Raw genomic sequence first — 17,009 nt, 5'->3', positions numbered from 1 at the left:
AGGTTAATCGCCAACGCGTGATTTCAGGACCAGAGAATGTGTTCGTCCGGCAAAGCCGGATGTTTCAAACCGCCGGATCAGGCTCGACCGAACGCCCGCATCAGCCAGTCGATGAACACCCGGACGCGCGGCGACAGTTGCCGGTTGCGTGGATAGAGCAACGACACCGGCACCGAGGGCGGTGGAAACTCGGCCAGTACCTGAACTAGCGCGCCGCGCGCAAGATCGGCTTCGGCGTGGAAGCGCGGCACCTGCACGAGACCGAGCCCAAGCCGCGCGGTGGCGAGATAGCTTTCCGGGCCCGTCACCGACATGGTCACTGGAAGCGTGATCTCTCGCAGTGTCTCGCCGATCATGAATTCCATCGGCCACAATCTTCCCGTCGTGAGGGAGCGCAGCCCGATCATTCGGTGTCCGTCGAGCACGCCAGGATCGGTCGGCGTCCCGTGGCGCTCGAAATATTTCGGCGCCGCGCAGGTCAGACGATCCAGTATCACCACTTGTCGCGCGATCATGTCGCTGTCCGGCAAATGGCCGAACCGCAGCACGCAGTCGACTCCTTCGTGGATCAGATCGATCCAGCGATCGCTCTCACTCATGTTGATCTCGATGGCCGGATATTCGGCGAAGAAATCCGGCAGGTTGGGCAGCAAGAAATGCCGCGCTAGCGTGCCCTGGACCTCCAGCCGCACCAGCCCCTTGGGCTTGGCACCGCCGAATGCGCCTTCGGCGTCCTCGAGATCGGCGATCAGCGACAGGCAGCGCCGGTGATGGGCCTCGCCGTCCAGCGTCGGATTGACCTGCCGCGTGGTGCGCTCCAGCAGCCGCACGCCCAGGCGCGCTTCAAGCTGCTTCACGGCATCGGTGACGGTGGAGCGCGGCAGGCCGAGATCCTCCGCCGCCAGCGTGAAGCTGCGCCGCTCCACCACTCGCGTAAACACCCGCATCGCATCGAATCTATCCATATGATTATTCGCAAATCCCGAATTGTGATGCCAAATAATGACTGATTATCCGGAAAATGAAAGAGCCTAGCTTTCTCCCATCAAGCGCGGATGTGCCGCGAAACCATGAGGAGACTGAAAATGGCAAACAACATCAATAAGGTAGCAATTGTAACGGGTGCCTCGCGCGGCATCGGTGCCGCGGTAGCGGAGCGTCTCGCGGGCGACGGCTTCACCGTCGTCATCAATTATTCCGGCGATGCGAAATCCGCGGAGGAGCTCGCCCGCAAGATCGAAAGCAAGGGCGGCAGGGCGCTCACCGCAAGGGCCGACGTCAGCGACGTCAAGGCGGTGCGCGGCATGTTCGACGCGGCGGAAGCTGCGTTCGGCGGCGTCGATGTGCTGGTCAACAATGCCGGCGTCATGAAGCTCGCAAAGATCGCCGACAGCGACGATGCACTGTTCGACCTGCAGATCGCGGTCAACTTCAAGGGTACCTTCAACGCGTTGCGCGAAGCGGCAAAACGCCTGCGTGACGGCGGACGGATCATCAATTTCTCGACCAGTGTCGTCGGGGTCAAGCTGGAGACATACGGCGTTTACGCCGCCACCAAATCGGCCGTCGAAACGCTGACCGCGATCCTGTCGAAGGAATTGCGCGGCCGCAGCATCACCGTCAATGCCGTGGCGCCCGGGCCTACCGCGACCGATCTGTTCCTCAATGGCAAGTCACAGGAATTGATCGACCGCATGGCAAAGATGAATCCGCTGGAGCGTCTCGGCACGCCGGAGGACATCGCATCCGCCGTCGCCTTCCTCGCAGGCCCCGACGGCTCGTGGATCAATGGCCAGGTGCTGCGCGCCAACGGCGGCATGGTCTGAACGGAGCGACCGGTGTGCGGCATGACGCCGTGCATCGCCAATCACCCCAAACCTTCAACCGTCAATCAAAGGATATGTGTCATGAAGCAGGTAATCGTTGTCACCGGCGCCTCCAGTGGCTTTGGCCGGCTGTCCGCCAACGCCTTGGCCAAGGCAGGCCATACCGTCTACGCGTCGATGCGCGGCACCACGGGCCGTAACGTGGCCCAGGCCGCCGATGTCGAAAAATTCGCCAGGGATCATGGCGTCGATTTGCGGGCCATTGAACTCGACGTCGGCTCTCAGGAATCGATCGATGCGGCCGTCGCCAGGATCGTCGCCGAGCAGGGTCGTCTCGATGTCGTCATGCACAACGCGGGCCATATGGTGTTCGGGCCGGCGGAGGCCTTCACGCCCGAGCAACTCGCGGAACTCTACGACATCAACGTCCTCAGCACCCAGCGTGTCAACCGTGCCGTTCTGCCGCAACTGCGCAAGCAAGGAAAGGGGTTGCTGGTCTGGGTGTCCAGCAGCAGCTCGGCAGGCGGCACGCCGCCGTACCTCGCTCCATATTTCGCCGCTAAGGCGGGCATGGACGCGATGGCGGTGGTCTACGCGCGTGAATTGACGCGGTGGGGAATTGAAACCTCCATCATCGTGCCCGGTGCATTTACCGGTGGCACCAATCACTCCGCGCATTCGGGTTCGCCCGCCGATCTTGCACGCGTCGCGGAATACGAAGCGGGTCCCTATGCTGGCATCGGCGAACAAATTCAGAAGGCATTCGCCGCGATCGTGCCGCCGGAGGCTGACGCATCGTCCGTGGCCGATGCGATCGTCAGGATCGTCGATACGCCGTTTGGCAGGCGGCCGTTCCGGGTCCATGTCGACCCGACCGAAGATGGTGCCGACGTCGCGTTCGCGGTCATTGATCGCGTCCGCAGCGAAATGCTGCATCGTGTCGGCTTTTCCGATCTTCTCAAGCCGAGGATCAACGGCTGAATCTGAGCGAGCGGCGCGCAAGGCGCGTCGCTCGCCGTTCGAAATGTCGGTACTTCTGCGTTGTGACGAAAATCATCGATCTTTCGCCAGCCATTGCAGGATCGGCGCGTTGATCTCGCGCGGATAGCAATGGCTGAGGTCGTCCAGCTCCCGGTAGGTGACATCGGCACCCGCCGCCGCCAGCGCATCTTTGGTTTGCCGCGCCACCTGCACCGGAAACATCCAGTCGAGCCGGCCATGCACGAGATAGACCGGCAGGACGCGCAGTCTCTGCGCGTCGGCCATCTCGGCCATCAGCGGATGGAAGGTTGCGGCGATGGGGGCAAGATGGGTGAAGGGAGAGGCGCCTTCGAGCCCGGTGACGTAGCAGAACGTGCCGCCGTCGCTCATCCCGGTCAGCAGCAGCCTGGCGGGATCGATGTTCCAGCGGCTTCGCACCGAATCGAGAATGCGGGCGAGGTTCGGCGTGTCGGTGTCTTCGCCCATCAGGGCCCAGGTCGTTTTGTCCGGAGTGCTCCCGGTCGCGGTCGGCGTGACCACGATGGCGCCGAAGCTGCGCGCGTCGCGCAGCCAGCTCCACAGAAAGCCGCGGCCGTTGCCACTGCCGCCGTGCAGCGCCATCACCAGCGGCCAGGCGCGGTCGGGCGTGTAATATTCCGGGACGTAGAGCGAGAAGCCGCCGCGGCTGCCTGGTTCGTTGTGGTCGTGCATGATGCCGGTGCCTTCCTCGGCCGGCTCCGCCAGCCGCGCCAGCAGACCGGCATCTTCGCGACAGGCGGGATCAACGAAGAAGCTGCTCACCGGGGGCAGTTTCGCAGCGAGCGGATAAAGCGCCTCCTGCGCGCGCGGGGCGTGACGAAGGGCGCGAAACACGGCGATCAGGTCGCCCTCGCCGCGCTGTACGCTGCGCAAGCCCGCAAACGCCGCCAGCGCGGCGTCGCTTGCGGTTTCAAGCGAGGTTTGCACATTCGTGAATTGTTCCGGCCAATGGGCGAGCCGCGAACGGACGGCCTTCAAGGCGAGGTCCGGCTGGCCAGCGGCTTCCATCACCCGGCCGAAATCCGGAGGATTCAAACGGCGGGCGATGAAGCCGAGCGCTTCGAGCGATTGCAGTAAGGGCGGCAGCACGGCCACGATGTCGTCCACCACAGCCTCGCTCATGGGCTATCATTCCCTGTTTCATATTGGGCGCGCGATCGGACGCAAGACCGGATCCTGCCCCTACTGATCGCGCCCTGGTCTCTTGTTTTGAGACGTTTTCCTTGCGCGAACCGGTACCCCCCCGATCAAGTCCGACGGCATGCCTGGCTCGAAAGCGCGCTAATGCAGTGCTTTAGTGTAGTCTTGGCGCCTTGAGCAGCCGCGCACGGTCGGTCGAGGCCAGCACGACGTCGAAGGTGACGCCCTCATGGTAGACGGTGAGCGGCACGTCCACACCGGCAGGCCCGAGCGCCCAGAGCTTTCGGTAGAATTGGCTTTGACTTGAGACTTTTTCGCCATTGACGGCCAGGATGACGTCGCCGGCCTTGAGTTCGGCGGCCGCCGCCGGGCCTTTGGCGGAGACACCGACCACGACGACCCGGTTGTCGATCTCGGTCGAATACATCCCGAGCCAGGGCCGCGCCGGCTTGTTGACCCGGCCGAATTTGCGCAAATCATCGAGCACTGGCTTGAGCAGATCGATCGGCACGACCATGTTGACATGCTCGGCCTTGCCCTCGCGCTCGCGCTCGAGCTGGAGCGAGCCGATGCCGATCAGTTCGCCGCGGTTCGAGATCAGCCCGGTGCCGCCCCAATTGGGATGGGCGGGATAGGTGAAGATCGCCTCGTCGAGCAAATACTCCCAATACCCGGCAAATTCCTGCTTGGTGGCGATGTGGCTCGCGACCGACCGCGTGCGCCCGCCGGCGCCGCCCATCACCACGCGGTCGCCGATCTCGGCTGCGGCGGAAGAGCCGAGCGGCAGGGGATTGAGATCGATGCGGCCAAGGGCCTGCACCAGGCCGAAGCCGGTCACCGCATCAAAGCCGAGCGCGTGGCCCTGCACCACGCGACCGTCGCCGATATGCAGCCAGACCGCTTCCGCCTCGGTGATCAGATAGCCGATCGTCAGCACCAGACCGTCGTCGATCACGACGCCGTTGCCGGCGCGCTCGGTGCCGAGCGTATCCGCGCTGAAGGCGTCGGAGGGAACGATCGAATGCAGGCCGACCACCGATGAAAGCACATGGTCGAGATCGAAACTGTAATCGCTGGCGCGGGGCTGATTCGCCGGCGGTACCTTCCATTCAGTCAAAGCGGGCATGGAGAATCTCCTGGCCGATCGGCGTGCGCGTGTTCCGCGAACGAGGCGATCAGGCGGGCGCAAAACAGGCGACGATCTTATGCCGCAAACGCCCGTCTTGGAAGACTTCCATCCTGCCGGCGGGCGAGCCGCTTCTTACGGATCCAGCTCGGTGTCCCAGTATAAATAATCGAGCCAGCTGTCGTGCAGATAGTTCGGCGGGAACAGTCGGCCATTGCGATGCAGCTGATGAACCGTCGGCGCGAACGGGGCTTGCCTCGGAAACATCCGTGCCTGCTGCGGCGTCAGATTTCCCTTGCGCAGATTGCACGGCGAACAGGCGGCGACCACGTTTTCCCATGTGGTCTGGCCGCCCTTGCTGCGCGGGATGATGTGGTCGAAGGTTAGATCGTCGCCGGCCGAGCAATACTGGCAGGCGAAGCGGTCGCGCAGGAACACGTTGAACCGGGTAAAGGCGGGATGCGTGCTCGGCTTGACGAAGGATTTCAGCGACACCACGCTCGGCAATTGAATTTCGAACGAGGGGCTGCGCACGGCACGGTCGTAGTGCTCGACGATATTGACGCGGTCGAGGAACACCGCCTTGATCGCGTCCTGCCACGACCAGAGAGACAGCGGGTAATAACTCAGCGGCCGGAAGTCCGCGTTCAGTACCAGTACCGGCCAACCACCTTGCGAGACATGTGCGTTCAAGTAACGCTCCTGGCCTCCATAAGAGCTGCGAAGCAGCATGAGTTGACATACTACAGGCAGCGTGACGGGATTGTGAAGAGCGTTGGCGGCCTTATCCGCCCCGGCGCCGGTCCGAGGGGACGATTGCAGGAGCGGCGTTAGCACCGCTAAACGAGGCGGGCGGTCCCTTTTTGGCCGCATCACGGACACGGCAAAATGAACACCAAGTCCCCCTACCTCGAGGCGCCGCGCCGGCTCCGGGCATTCGTTCGCGCCCACGAAACCAGTCTGGTGGTGCTCGCGGCGCTGGTCGGAACGGCAGGCGGATTGGTGGTGGCGGCCATGGGCGCCGCGGTCGAAGCGCTCCATGTGGCGCTGTTCGACCTCGACGCGGGGGGGCGTCTTTCAAGCCAAATCAAGATTGAGCCGCTGCGCGCCCTGCTGGTTCCCAGTCTCGGAGGGCTTTTGCTGGGAGTGGCATTTCTGTGGCTCGCGCGCTGGCGGCCAGAGCGGGAAATCGATCCGATCGAGGCCAATGCCCTGCATGGTGGCCGAATGTCGTTTCGCGGCAGCCTGATCGTTGCGTTGCAGACGATTTGGTCCAGCGGCGTCGGCGCCTCGGTCGGACTTGAAGCAGGATTCACCCAGCTTTCCAGCGGTCTTGCCGCCTCGCTGGGCCGCGCCTTTCATCTGCGCCGCGCCGATCATCGCCTCATGGTGGGCTGCGGTGCGGCGGCCGCGATCGCGGGCGCGTTCGGGGCGCCGCTGGCCGGCGCATTCTACGCCTTTGAGCTTATCATCGGGGGCTATACGCCTGCCAGTCTGACGCCGGTCGGCGTTGCCGCGGTGGTCGGCTATTTTGTCGCCCACGCATTTGCCGTGCTGTCGCTTGGCGTCAGCGTCGGGCCGGTCGGCGAGGTCCTTGGGCGCGACCTTGCCGTCGCCGGATTGCTCGGGGTTCTCGCGGCGCTGTTCGGCATCGGAATTATGCGCGGCGTCGCGCTGTCCGAGACGCTGCTGTCAAAGATCGGACTCTGGCCGCCGCTGCGCCCGGCGCTTGGCGGTCTTGCGGTCGGTCTGCTCGCCCTGATGACGCCGGAAGTGCTGTCGTCCGGGCACGGCGCGCTGCATTTTTCCGGGATCGTCTCCATGCCGTTGCGGTTCATCGCGGTGGTGTTCGTCCTGAAGATCATCGCGTCCGTGATATCGCTGGGAACCGGCTTTCGCGGCGGCTTGTTTTTCGCCACGCTTTTTCTGGGCGCGCTCGGTGGCCGCCTGTTCGCCGCCGGCTTTGACACGATCTGGCCGGGCCTCAACCTCGATCCGAACGTCTATGCGATCGTCGGCATGAGCGCGCTGTCGGCGTCCGTGATCGGCGGGCCACTGACGATGTCGTTCATCGCGCTGGAATCGACCGGCGACCTCTGGCTGACCACCGTGGTGCTGGTCGCGGTGATCATCTCCACCCAGATCACCCGCGAATGGTTCGGTTACTCGTTCGCGACCTGGCGATTGCATCTGCGCGGCGAGACCATCCGCAGCGCCGCCGATGTCGGCTGGATCCGCGATCTCACGGTAAGGCGCATGATGCGGCCGGACATGGCCACCGTGAACGTCGACATGCCGGTTGCGGAATTCCGCGCCAAGTTTCCGCCGGGGTCGAAGACCCAGGTGGTCGCGGTCGACGATGCCGGTCATTATGCGGGGCTGGTGCTGGTGGCGGACGCCCACGCGCCGGATACCGATACGACGAAAGGCCTTCGCGGCATCCTTCGTCACCAGCGGGTCGTGCTGCATCCCGGCATGAACATCCAGGAAGCCATTGGTGTTTTCGACGCGGCGGAAGCCGAATCGCTGGCCGTGGTCGAAGCCGGCGATGAACACCGGCCGATCGGCATTCTGACCGAGGCCCACGCGATGCGGCGCTACGCGGAAGAATCCGAACGACGGCGGCGCGAGGTGGTCGGCGATGTCTGATCGGAGCATCCGTAACTCCCGGAGACGCCCCATGCGCAGATGGCAGATGGCGGTGGTCGCTGTCATGCTCGGCCTGGCATGGACCGGCATCGTCGCGGCGCAGGTCTATCCGGCCCGTCCGGTCACCATGATCGTGCCGTTTCCCGCAGGCGGCGCGACCGATACGCTGGCGCGATACCTGGCCGAGCAGATGCGCGGAATCCTCAGGCAACCCGTCATCATCGAGAATGTCGGGGGCGCCGCCGGCAGTATCGGCGTCGGCCGCGCCGTTCGTGCGCCGGCCGATGGTTACACGCTCAGCATCGGCACTTCGACCACCCATATGCTCACCGGCGGGCTTTACACCCTTCCGTTCGATCTGTTGAAGGATCTTGAGCCGGTCATCGAAATCGGCAGCGAGCCGCTTCTGATCGCCGGCCGGAAAGGCCTGCCGGCGGACGACCTGAGGGGATTGATTGCGTATCTCAAGGCCAATCCCGACAAGGCCTCGGTTGGGATCGCCGGCGTCGGGGCGACCGGCCACCTCGCCGGAATTTCGTTTCAGAAGGAGACCGCGACCAGGTTTCAATTCGTGCCCTATCGCGGCAACGCACCGGCCATGCAGGATCTGCTGGCGGGTCAGATCGATTTCATGATCGAGCCGGCGTCGAATTTCAGATCGCTGGTCGCCACCGGCAGCATCAAGCCCTATGCCGTCACCGGCCAGACGCGGCTGCCTTCATCGGATATTCCGACGGCCGACGAAGCCGGGCTGCCCGGATTCGTTGCCTCGCTCTGGTACGGACTGTGGGTGCCGAAGGATACACCGCAGGAGATTGTACAAAAGCTCAATGCCACGCTGCGACAGGTGCTCGCCGATCCCTCGGTCGAGAAGCGTTTTGCCGACCTCGGTATTCAGATATCGCCGCGCGACCACCAATCGCCGGAAGCCTTGCGGGCTTTTCAGAAAGCCGAGATGGAGCGGTGGTGGCCGATCATCAAGGCGTCCAACGTCAGGGCCGAATGAGGGATGTGGTCGCCTTGCGGCGCCGCGCGGCACGGGGAGTTTGGCGGTCTCAAGCGCGATGGCTCGTGGCGAACGACGTTTGTCTGGCTATCTCTCGACATCCGCCGCTGCGATGACCCGCTGGCGAAGCGCAAGGCGTACGAGTTCGATGTCGGACGCGACGCCAAGCTTGGCGCGGATGAGATAGCGGGTATTGGCCGCGGTTTTGACGCTGATATGCAGCGTCTCGGCGATGTCATCCACGGATTTCTCCGCCAGCAACATGCGCAGGATTTCGAATTCCCGTGGGCTCAGCGCGTCGACGGCCGAAGGTTCGTCGGCGAGCCGGTTGATGGCGAGTTCGTGGTCGATGTCGGGGCTGAGCGCGATGCGCCCGGCCATGACCTCGGCGATGGCGTGCAGCAGCGTGTCCGGCGGGTTGCTTTTCGTGACAAAGCCGCGTGCGCCCGCCTTGATCGCCTGGACCGCATAAGCGGCGCTCTGGTGCATTGTGAATACCAGGATACGTGCGGAATGGTCCCATTGCCGGATCCGCCGGATCGCTTCGACTCCGCCAATTCCCGGCATCGATAGGTCCATGATGACAAGGTCGGGGCTGACCTCTTTATAGACCCGATAGGCATCGGCCCCGTTGCCGGCCTCGGCGACGACCTGAAGGCGATCCTGCTTATGCAACAGCGACCGATAGCCCTCGCGCACGATAGCATGGTCATCCACCAGCATCACACGCGTGAAGCTCCTGGCATGGGGCGTGCTCAAGGTTCCGACCCCATATTGGGAATCGTCGCGACAAGCCGGGCGCCGCCCGCCGCGCGGCGCTCGAAACGCAGCGTCCCGCCGAGGGAAACGACCCGCTCCTGCATGCCGAGAAGTCCCATGCCGGCTTTTGGCGGCAGACTGACGCCCGTCGCCTCGCCGTCGTCTTCGACGCTCAAGACGATGTCGGCGGGCCCCGCCTCGAGACACAGTTGCACGCGCCGGGCCTGGGCGTGCTTCGCTGCATTGGTGATCGCCTCCTGCGCGATACGATAAAGACTGGCGCAGACGCTGGGCGGCAGATCGTCGACCTTGCCAGTGACGGCAATCTCAAATCGGGTGCGGCCCTTCTCGACGCCATTCCAGCTCGCCACGAGGCTTTCGAGGCTGAGGGTCAGGCCGAGTTCCTCGATGTCGGGCGGGCGCAGGCGCACCAGCGCGCCGCGCAGCGTTTCCATCATGCCCGCCGTCGTGCGCGAGATGCCCCGGCATTCCTCGAACAGCGGCGGACATTCGCGCTCCGCCGTATGGGCGGCGGCGGCGGCCTGCGCCGCGATGGCGGTGAGCGACTGACCGAATTCGTCGTGCAGCTCGCGGGCAAGATGGCGCCGCTCCTCGTCCTGCACGGCGATGAGCTTTCGCGTCAACGCGTTGCGTTCGGCGAGGGCGGTCTCCAGCTTTTGCGCCAGCGTGTTGAAGACGTCGGAAATCGCCGAGAGTTCCGCGAGATCGAAACTGGGCAGGCGCGCGGAAAGATCGTTCGCCGCAAGCTGCTTTAGCCCGGCTTGAATGACATGCGTCGGCCGCAGGGCGCGCGCGAGCGTGGCATAGACCGCGACGCAAAGCCCCGCCAGGGCGAAAGCCATGATGGAGAGAAGGCGGCTCGCCTCGTGCCAGCTCTGGCCTATCTGCGTCGCGGGGTCCATGGTCGCGACCGCCACGCCCTGGGGTCTGCCTTCAACGAGGAGCGGCATCGAGATCGGTTCGCCGGGATGAAAGATGGCGCGATAGAGCGCAGCGAAACTCGCGGGCGCGGCAATTTCGTCGGCGAGCGCGCCGCTGCAGATACCCTGGCGAAAATCTCCGACTTTATCCCGATAGGCGACACAGAGGCCCGGCTCCATCAAAGGCGCCGCGATCCGCTGCAAATCCGGAGTTGAGTTGGAGGACAGGGAATACCATTGCGCCTCTGACTGCTGCAACGAGATGTCCTTGGCGACGATCGCGGCGATACGGCTTGCCTTGGCTCTGGCGGCGCGGTCGCTGTCGAACAAAGCGTAGGCTGCGACAGCGAGGAAGCAAACCGCCGCCAGCGCCGCGACGCGTAGCGCCAGCCGCAGCTTCAAATCGATGGCGCGCACAGGGCGCGCCGCGGAATTAGGGGCCTGTCGCAAGCTCTCTCCCATTCCCCTCGCATTTTAGAGGCAAATTTCGCCGGGAAGAAAGAGGGGTGAGGCAAGATCGGGCATTTCACCCGGTCAATCCCGGGAAACTCGCCATTTCGCGAACCGAGCGGATCGGGCGATATGGTCACGGTCTGGCAACTCCGGGGGTTCACCCATGCGCAGCGTTGCTTTCATCCTGGTTCCGGCAATGGCGCTTGCAGGGCTCGCAGTCGCGAGAGCGGGCGAACCCGCCGCATTGCGCCCTATCAAGCTTGCGGTGTTTCCGTTTGAACTGGAGGATTTCAGCGCTGCTGCGGCCTACACTCCTCCCGACGAGATTGACCGCGAGCAATTGCGGCTTTCGACGGAAGAGGCGCGTCGGCTGATCGCGGAATCGGGACGATACCAATTGGTCGACGTCGGCGCGGCGAGCGGCGAAACAGCCAAAGCCGGCAAATTGCACGACTGCGACGGTTGCGAAGCCAGGATCGCCGCCGGTCTTGACGCGGACCAGTCCATGATCGGAATCGTCACGCGCATCAGTCGAACCGATTACGCGGTGACCTACAAAATTCGCGATGCTCAATCCGGGGCGCTCGTCGACGTCGCGCAAACCGACCTGCGCGCGGGCGCCAACTCGGCCTGGAGCCGGGGGGCGCGCTGGCTGATCCAGCGCCGTCTGCTGAAGTTGGACTAGCGCCGAACACAAAGGCCACCAATAGGAAAGCCGTCCGCCCATGGAAACGTCGATGAAACTACGGTCAGCCGGTCTCGTGCTGTTTGCCGCCGCCATTTGCTACGCCTGTGCTGTTCGGCAAGGTCAGGCGCAGAGCGAGCCGCCCGTCCTTGCGGTCGCGGAAATCCAATATAGCGACACGTCGGGCGAGGTCATCGATCAGAGCGCCGACCATTACCGACGCTTGCGCGAATTCGAAGCTTCGTTACGCACGGATTTGGCGGCGAGCGGGAGGGTGCGAAACGTCGCGCTCGATTGTCCGCCAAACGCCTGTTCAGTTGGCGATATCGATGTGGAGGAGTTGGTCGGCAAGGCGCAAGCGGCCGGTGCTGCCTATCTGCTGATTAGCAGCTTTCACAAGGTCAGCACGCTCGTCCAATGGGCAAAATTCGATATCGTCGACGTGAAAACGCGGAGCGTCGTTTTCAATCGTCTGGTTACCTTCCGCGGCGACAACGACACGGCCTGGCGCCACGCCGAATCCTTCATCGTCCGGGAAATCCTGGATCACAAGGACCGATGAAGGGGACTGCTCCGCGGCAATAACCCTTCCTCGATCGCCTTGATCTGCAACGCCAGATATTTCGAATTGATGCGGCACTGCGCGAGGCTGCCGGCGATCAACCAGAGGCCGGGCTGGCCGGTGCGCGTATACATGTTGCGCAATTCCTGCCCCTCACCGAATCCCCAGATCGGGCCGACGCGTGCGGTGACCTCCTCGCCGAACAGCCGGCGCACCAGATGCTCCTGAGGCTTGTAGCCGGTCGCCAGTATGATCAGATCGGCGGCCAACGCCTCGCCGCTCTTCATCCGCACGCCTTCGCCAACGAAGGCTTCGATATCTGAAAATTGCCTGAGCCCGATCTCGCCGCGCACCACCAGATCGGAGCAGCCGACGTTGAAATAATAGCCGCCGCCGCGGGTCAGGTATTTGAACTGCCAGCCGGTGCCGCCGTCGCCGAAATCGAGCTTGAAGCCGACCCGCGCCAGGCCATCGAGTAACTCCTGATCGAATTTTTTGGATTGCTCGGTCAGCATCACATGGCTTCGTTTCGCAAGCGCGAGCGGCATGGAGGTCGCAATCAGGTCGTTATCCTCCAGCGTCCCCTCATTATAGGCGGCATAGGCCAGTTGCGCCGACGGTTCGATATTGGTGATCAAGGTCGGACTGCGCTGGACCAGCGTCACCTTCGCCCCGCTCGAATGAAGATCCTGCGCGATGTCGTGCCCGCTGTTGCCGGTGCCGATCACGATGGCTTTCTTGTCCCTCCATTCCTCGCCGTCGGTGTACTGGCTGGAATGCAGGACGGAGCCTGCGAAATTCTGCAGCGTAGCGATGTCCGGCCAATTCGGAATGCCGCTGACGCCGGTCGCCATCACGACGTGCCGCGGGTGCATCGTGCGTTGGCTGCCGTCGGCGCCGCGTAACACCACCGACCAGCGCGCTGCCGCCTCATCGTAGACGCCGCTCTCGAAGGTGGTCGCGGTCCAGTAGTTCAGCTCCATGGCCTCGACATAGGCCTCGAACCAGTTGGCGAGCTTGTCCTTGGGGATATAGACCGGCCAATTCGGCGGGAACGGCATGTAGGGCAGGTGATTGACCTGCACCTGGTTGTGCAGGGTCAGCGCGTGGTAACGCTTGCGCCAATTGTCGCCGATGCGGGACTCGCGGTCGACAACCAGCGTGTCGATCTGCAACTGCCTGCACCGCGCCGCGATCGAAAGCCCGGCCTGTCCGCCGCCGACCACCAGAACGGCCGGCTCGCGGTCGGCATAGGCGGCCGCTTGCTTGCGCAGATCGAGCCAGTTGGGCCCGCGAAAGTCGCGCGAGTAGGATTGGCCCCGCGGCCGCGCCGACCCGAGCGGCTCCTCGAACCCCTTCAACTCGTCGAGCGCGGTTAGCAGCGTCCAGGCCTTGAGCCTGTTGCCGTCATCGGCGTCGGGGATCAGCCGCAGAATTCCGCTGCCACGCCCCTGATTGGTTTCGAATCGGAAGATCGCCTCGATCGTTTCGGTGCCGGCGCGGGTCACCCGGCGCGGCGCGGCGCGATCGGGATCGATCCTGAAATGGCGCGGCGCGGCCTTGCGGCCAAGGGCCTGCAGCTCTTTGAGGATGGCGTCGGCGCCGTTGAGGGTCTGCAGGTTCCAGCTCAGCGCCAACACGTCGCGCCAATAGCTGTCGGGATGAAACAGCGCCTTCAGCGCGCCGTCTCCGGGGCTGGCGAGCACGCTCTCGAATTGGGTCAGCCAGTTTTCGGCGGATGCCGAGATGTCGTCTGTTCTATCGAGCATGAGCTTTCTCTTCAGCGGCCGTCTTCGCGGCGTTTGCCTGACCTGAACCCTATACCCGTTTGGGATTGTGCAGAAAGGGCCACATTAACGGGTGGCGCCCCGTTCGGGTCGTCCATGCTTTGCCGCCTGCCGAAGATCTGATGGTCGCTCTGTCTCAAGGTGTTCGAGAGGCAATGGTGCTCCAGCCTTCAGCGTTTGGATCGCAATGTTGCTGCGTACCTCGCGCACAATTGGAAGATTGAGGAGTTTGCCGACCAAGAAGCGCTGGTAGTCACCAAGATCGGGTACGACGACCTCAAGGAAGTAATCCGCCTCGCCGGAGACGAGATGGCAGGCAATAATCTCAGGCATCGCAACCACGGCCTTCTCGAACTGCAGCGCACGCTCGTTGGTGTGCCCATCGATCTTGACGCCCAAGAAGACCGTGAAGCCGAGCCCGATCTGGTCGCGCCGCAGGACCGCCCGGTAACCTTCGATGTACCCGCCCCGCTCCAGATGCTTGACGCGCCGCAGGCACGGCGAGGGTGACAAGCCGATCTTGTCAGCCAACTCGACGTTGCTCAAACGTCCATCGGCCTGCAGTTCGGCAACGATGCGGCAATCAACCGGATCAAGATACGATTTTGGCATAGCGGATAGATTCTAGGTCAAAAAAGGGCACATAATTGCGTTATTGTCGCCCGTATTGGCGTGTTTCGCAAGGACGTGCCACGAGACCCCGTGCCACAATGACGGGCAGCATTCGCCAACTGCAAAGGGGGGTCCTTGATGGCCGACCATGCCACCTGCCATTCGCTGCTCGATGCCGTCGAGCGCTATTTCGACCTGATGTTCGACTGCGACGTGTCGCGCTTCGAGGGAGTGTTCGCGTCGAGTGCCCAACTACACGGCTTGCGAGACGGCAATTTGCGTCTGTTGCCCGCGCATGAATACAGGAATGCGCTTGCCTCCGGACCATCGCCGAAGTCCAAGAACGCGCCGCGCCATCAGGAAATATTGCTCGTGGATTTCGCGTCGCCGGCCCAGGCAGTGGTGAAGGTTCGCGTCAGGATCGATACACTCCTGTATATCGATTACCTGTCATACCATCGCACCAATGGCGCGTGGCTGATCACGGCGAAATCGTTTCATGTCGAGCACAGATACGATGTTCCAGGCAACTGATGCATTCATTTGCCGAACCTGAAGCGAGCGCGGAGTTGCGCGGTCTATTCTGCGAGCGACAGCATGTGGCCCTGCTCCGGCGGAATATGCCCGTTGAGCGTGTCGAGATAGACCTGCTTCACCGCGGAAGCCCCGCGACCTTCCACCACCGTGAGCCGCTTCGCAAGCGTCGGGGCAAACGCCGACCATGCCGCGCCAAACCGCGCGTCGACGCCGCCCGGGCCCCATTCCCTGGCGCGCTTGCGAATCTGGTCGGGCGCGAAGAACCAGACAGGCTTTGCGCCCGGCAATTCCGGTTCATCCGGCGATGCGCTGCGGTGCGTGAGTCCGACCCGTCCGGAATACTTCATCTGCTCGCCGAAATGCCGGTGCAGCCGCGCCCGCAGCTCGCTGCTGCCCGCCATGTCGACGAAGGCGACCGGTGAATCCGACGGCAGCGAGGTCGCGCGGTCATAGGTCAGGACCTCGTCATAGCAGCCGAGCGATCGAACAAAATCGACATTTATCGCCGAGGTGAGCCCGATCACCCGGATACCCTTGCGCTGGGTATGCAAGAGATGCGCGAGGCCGAACGCGGTCTTGCTGGAGGCGCTGGAAAGCATCACGCTGCGCGCGCCGTAAAAATCATTCTCGCTGAGAAAATCATCCACCAGGAACGACAGCATGAACAGCGGCCGCAGCAGCGCCTGACAGTCGCCCTCGCGCCCGGCGAACGCGGCATCGCCGCTGACGCGCGCGTAGGCGTTGTAGACCGCCGCCACGCCTTGGCGATGCGCGGCGGCGTCGCGCAGACCGCGCTTGCTGACACTGGCGGCCTCGATCACCAGGTGGGTCGCCATCGGAAAATAGCCGAACAGCCGTTCTCCGATCTCGACACCGGGATGGCGCGAGGCGGTCACCTCGCCAAATCCCCACACCGGGATGTTGCCGAAATTCTCCGGCGCCGGAAACAGCTGCCAGTATTTCACCTGATCGCCGAGCTGGGCGTAGGTGATATTGTTGGCGGTGAAGGCGAAGCGATCAATCTTGATCAGCAGTGCCTCGTCAGGCAGCGCGGCTGGTTCCGGCAATCGGGTCTCGATGAATTTGCATTGCCGCAAGTCGTTGCGGGCAACGATGAAGTCGGTGGATTTCATTTTTTCGACCTCGGCGGTTTCGTTGCCGTGATCTTTGCTTTTGCCGATGACCGTTTTGCAACAGCAACATTGTTTGAAACAGCGTTGGCTTTTTCCGTTCCGCCGATCACGCCCTCGCGTCGCTTGATCGCCCGATAATAGGTCCACCACAGATGCGCCGCGGCGCCGCGCAGCGGACGCCACGGTTCGGCCAGCGGCGCCATCTCTTTGGCGGTCGGGCGGCTCTTTAGCCCAAGTCCGATCTTGATTGCTTCCTGCACGGCCAGATCGCCGGCCGGCCAGGCGTCGCCATGGCCGAGGCAAAACAGCAGATAGACGTCGGCGGTCCAGGGGCCGATGCCGTGCAGCGAAGTGAGGGTGTTGTGGGCGGCGTCGGCGTCCTCGTTCGCCAGCACGTCGAGGTTCAACCGTTCCGCGGCGATTTCGCGCGCCAGACTCTTCAGGGTTTTGATTTTCGCCGCCGATAGTCCGAGCCGGCCCAGACGGTCCGCCCGGACGCGGCGCAGCGTATCGTGGTGGAACGGGTCGAAGGCGGCCGTGAGGCGGGCCCAGATCGCCGCGGCGCTTGCGGTCGACAATTGCTGGCCGCAGACGATCGCGGCGAGGCCCGCATAGCCGGGCTCGCGCCGCCGTAGCGCCGGCATGCCCGCGAGCTCAAATACCGGCTTGAGCCGCGGGTCCTGCTTCACCAGCGCGTGGATGGCGCTTTCGAGGTCGGCCTGGCTGTTGAGGTGGAAGGTCATTGCGACTTAAAACCACCATGTCCCGTGAAA

Annotated in this window: 17 protein-coding genes; 7 read left to right on the top strand and 10 right to left on the bottom strand. The window is 63.5% G+C overall.

Features of this window, described 5'->3' with window-relative positions; all coding sequences use genetic code 11:
• Window positions 1-77: 77 nt before the first annotated feature.
• Window positions 78-965 (bottom strand): LysR family transcriptional regulator, encoded by an 888-nt coding sequence (locus tag E8A46_RS09460; protein WP_291559769.1) that lies wholly within the window; start codon window positions 963-965, stop codon window positions 78-80.
• 120 nt (window positions 966-1,085) lie between these two features.
• Here E8A46_RS09460 and E8A46_RS09455 point away from each other — a divergent pair, with 120 nt between their 5' ends.
• Together E8A46_RS09455 and E8A46_RS09450 are read left to right on the top strand one after the other, a co-directional pair.
• Window positions 1,086-1,826: an SDR family oxidoreductase gene (locus E8A46_RS09455; protein ID WP_291559767.1), complete on the top strand. Its 741-nt coding sequence runs from the start codon at window positions 1,086-1,088 to the stop codon at window positions 1,824-1,826.
• A gap of 81 nt (window positions 1,827-1,907) precedes the next feature.
• On the top strand, window positions 1,908-2,807 hold the full coding sequence (locus tag E8A46_RS09450) for an SDR family oxidoreductase (RefSeq protein ID WP_291559765.1): 900 nt from the start codon (window positions 1,908-1,910) through the stop codon (window positions 2,805-2,807).
• 72 nt (window positions 2,808-2,879) lie between these two features.
• On the opposite strand, the gene E8A46_RS09445 is transcribed toward E8A46_RS09450, so the two are convergent.
• The 3 genes from E8A46_RS09445 to E8A46_RS09435 all read right to left on the bottom strand — a co-directional run bounded on the left by E8A46_RS09445 (window position 2,880) and on the right by E8A46_RS09435 (window position 5,805).
• Window positions 2,880-3,968: a phospholipase gene (locus E8A46_RS09445; RefSeq protein WP_291559764.1), complete on the bottom strand. Its 1,089-nt coding sequence runs from the start codon at window positions 3,966-3,968 to the stop codon at window positions 2,880-2,882.
• Window positions 3,969-4,140: 172 nt separating this feature from the next.
• Window positions 4,141-5,112: a S1C family serine protease gene (locus E8A46_RS09440; RefSeq protein ID WP_291559763.1), complete on the bottom strand. Its 972-nt coding sequence runs from the start codon at window positions 5,110-5,112 to the stop codon at window positions 4,141-4,143.
• A gap of 135 nt (window positions 5,113-5,247) precedes the next feature.
• Window positions 5,248-5,805 (bottom strand): HNH endonuclease, encoded by a 558-nt coding sequence (locus E8A46_RS09435; RefSeq protein ID WP_291559761.1) that lies wholly within the window; start codon window positions 5,803-5,805, stop codon window positions 5,248-5,250.
• Between the two features lie 195 nt (window positions 5,806-6,000).
• Here E8A46_RS09435 and E8A46_RS09430 point away from each other — a divergent pair, with 195 nt between their 5' ends.
• Window positions 6,001-7,761, top strand: coding sequence for a chloride channel protein (locus E8A46_RS09430; protein WP_291559758.1), 1,761 nt, complete (start codon window positions 6,001-6,003; stop codon window positions 7,759-7,761).
• Between the two features lie 31 nt (window positions 7,762-7,792).
• Window positions 7,793-8,767 carry a tripartite tricarboxylate transporter substrate-binding protein gene (locus tag E8A46_RS09425; RefSeq protein WP_291559756.1) on the top strand — a complete coding sequence of 325 codons (975 nt, stop codon included), beginning with the start codon at window positions 7,793-7,795 and terminating at the stop codon, window positions 8,765-8,767.
• An 87-nt stretch (window positions 8,768-8,854) separates the two neighbouring features.
• Here E8A46_RS09425 and E8A46_RS09420 read toward each other — a convergent pair whose 3' ends face one another.
• The gene (locus tag E8A46_RS09420) at window positions 8,855-9,490 is read right to left on the bottom strand and encodes a response regulator transcription factor (protein ID WP_291559812.1); all 636 of its coding nucleotides are present in this window, start codon (window positions 9,488-9,490) and stop codon (window positions 8,855-8,857) included.
• A gap of 32 nt (window positions 9,491-9,522) precedes the next feature.
• Complete coding sequence (locus tag E8A46_RS09415; protein WP_291559754.1) at window positions 9,523-10,917, bottom strand: histidine kinase; 1,395 nt, start codon at window positions 10,915-10,917, stop codon at window positions 9,523-9,525.
• 166 nt (window positions 10,918-11,083) lie between these two features.
• Here E8A46_RS09415 and E8A46_RS09410 point away from each other — a divergent pair, with 166 nt between their 5' ends.
• Entirely contained in the window at window positions 11,084-11,605 is a 522-nt protein-coding gene (locus E8A46_RS09410; RefSeq protein ID WP_291559752.1) for a DUF3280 domain-containing protein, read from the top strand.
• 40 nt (window positions 11,606-11,645) lie between these two features.
• Window positions 11,646-12,167: a DUF2380 domain-containing protein gene (locus E8A46_RS09405; protein WP_291559750.1), complete on the top strand. Its 522-nt coding sequence runs from the start codon at window positions 11,646-11,648 to the stop codon at window positions 12,165-12,167.
• Here E8A46_RS09405 and E8A46_RS09400 read toward each other — a convergent pair.
• On the bottom strand, window positions 12,152-13,936 hold the full coding sequence (locus E8A46_RS09400) for an NAD(P)/FAD-dependent oxidoreductase (protein WP_291559748.1): 1,785 nt from the start codon (window positions 13,934-13,936) through the stop codon (window positions 12,152-12,154). The two genes, E8A46_RS09405 and E8A46_RS09400, sit on opposite strands and share 16 nt — an antisense overlap.
• An 84-nt stretch (window positions 13,937-14,020) precedes the next feature.
• The gene (locus tag E8A46_RS09395) at window positions 14,021-14,566 is read right to left on the bottom strand and encodes an Lrp/AsnC family transcriptional regulator (RefSeq protein ID WP_291559746.1); all 546 of its coding nucleotides are present in this window, start codon (window positions 14,564-14,566) and stop codon (window positions 14,021-14,023) included.
• Between the two features lie 138 nt (window positions 14,567-14,704).
• Here E8A46_RS09395 and E8A46_RS09390 point away from each other — a divergent pair, with 138 nt between their 5' ends.
• Entirely contained in the window at window positions 14,705-15,100 is a 396-nt protein-coding gene (locus E8A46_RS09390) for a nuclear transport factor 2 family protein (protein WP_291559743.1), read from the top strand.
• Window positions 15,101-15,144: 44 nt separating this feature from the next.
• Here the strand turns inward: E8A46_RS09390 and E8A46_RS09385 are convergent, their stop codons facing one another.
• Window positions 15,145-16,236, bottom strand: coding sequence for a DUF2855 family protein (locus E8A46_RS09385; protein ID WP_291559742.1), 1,092 nt, complete (start codon window positions 16,234-16,236; stop codon window positions 15,145-15,147).
• Entirely contained in the window at window positions 16,233-16,979 is a 747-nt protein-coding gene (locus tag E8A46_RS09380) for a DNA-3-methyladenine glycosylase 2 family protein (protein WP_291559740.1), read from the bottom strand. Before E8A46_RS09380 ends, E8A46_RS09385 begins: the two co-directional genes overlap by 4 nt.
• Between the last annotated feature and the right edge of the window lie 30 nt (window positions 16,980-17,009).

It is taken from the genome of Bradyrhizobium sp., from assembly GCF_004799445.1.
Taxonomy (GTDB): Bacteria; Pseudomonadota; Alphaproteobacteria; order Rhizobiales; family Xanthobacteraceae; genus Bradyrhizobium.
This window is presented reverse-complemented; position numbering and strand designations above follow the sequence as displayed.